This window comes from Staphylococcus sp. HMSC072H03 (assembly GCF_001809305.1).
Classification (GTDB): Bacteria; Bacillota; Bacilli; order Staphylococcales; family Staphylococcaceae; genus Staphylococcus; species Staphylococcus hominis.
Genome location: NZ_KV796914.1, coordinates 129,012 through 130,021, shown reverse-complemented (window position 1 = coordinate 130,021; position 1,010 = coordinate 129,012). Strand labels below are relative to the sequence as shown.

1 protein-coding gene is annotated in these 1,010 nt (G+C 30.9%); it reads left to right on the top strand.

Annotation, left to right across the window (positions count from 1 at the left end; all coding sequences use genetic code 11):
* Positions 1–219: 219 nt before the first annotated feature.
* Positions 220–1,010, top strand: a 791-nt coding sequence (locus HMPREF2578_RS11395; RefSeq protein WP_256275862.1) for a transposase, incomplete at its 3' end; no start/stop codon positions are given.

Sequence of the window (1,010 nt, the reverse complement as noted above, 5' to 3'; positions counted from 1 at the left end):
ATTCATTTACTGGCTTCTTTATTTACAATACTACGTATTGTTGGCTCGCTTTCTTAGGGGACAGCTTCAGCCTGTAGTCTTCAGCTTGTCCTGTTCCCTCAAGAGTCTCGCCAAAATACTTTGTATTTATATGTAATTTTACATTGAAATACTTTAAAAAAATAAGGCCCTTTCGTATAATTTAATAAATATCACTAAACTAAATTAACGAGGTGCCTTATGTATAAAGATTATAACATGACTCAACTTACTCTACCATTGGAAACTTCAGTTCTTATCCCCACAAATGATATGTCACGACATGTCAATGATATTGTAGAAACAATTCCTAAAACTGAATTCGATGAATTCAGACATCATCGTGGTGCAACCTCATACCATCCAAAAATGATGTTAAAAGTCATTCTATATGCCTACACACAATCTGTGTTTTCAGGTCGTAAGATAGAAAAATTACTTAATGATAGCATCCGGATGATGTGGCTATCACAAAATCAAAAGCCTTCTTATAAAACGATTAATCGATTTAGAGTCAATCCAAAAGTAGATGCTTTATTAGAATCATTATTTATTCAATTTCATAGTCAGTGTTTGAAACAACATCTTATAGATGATCAGGCCATTTTTATTGATGGTACGAAAGTTGAGGCGAATGCCAATCGATATACATTTGTATGGAAAAAGAGTATTCAAAACCATGAGACAAAAATGAATGAAGATTCTAAAGCACTCTATCATGAATTGATAACAAATAAAATCATACCTGAGATTAAAAAAGATCACGATAATGACTTAACAAAGGAAGAAATAGATTTGATTGGTAGTCATTTGGATAAAGAAATCGAAGATTTAAATCAACATATCGATAATGAAAAATGTACTAAAATAAGAAAACAAATACGGCTCAAAAGAACTAAAATTAAACAATACAAAAAGCAAATTAATGATTACTCTGGGCGAAAGCATAAATACGACGTCCAAAAATCTATTTTAAAGGATAGAAATAGTTA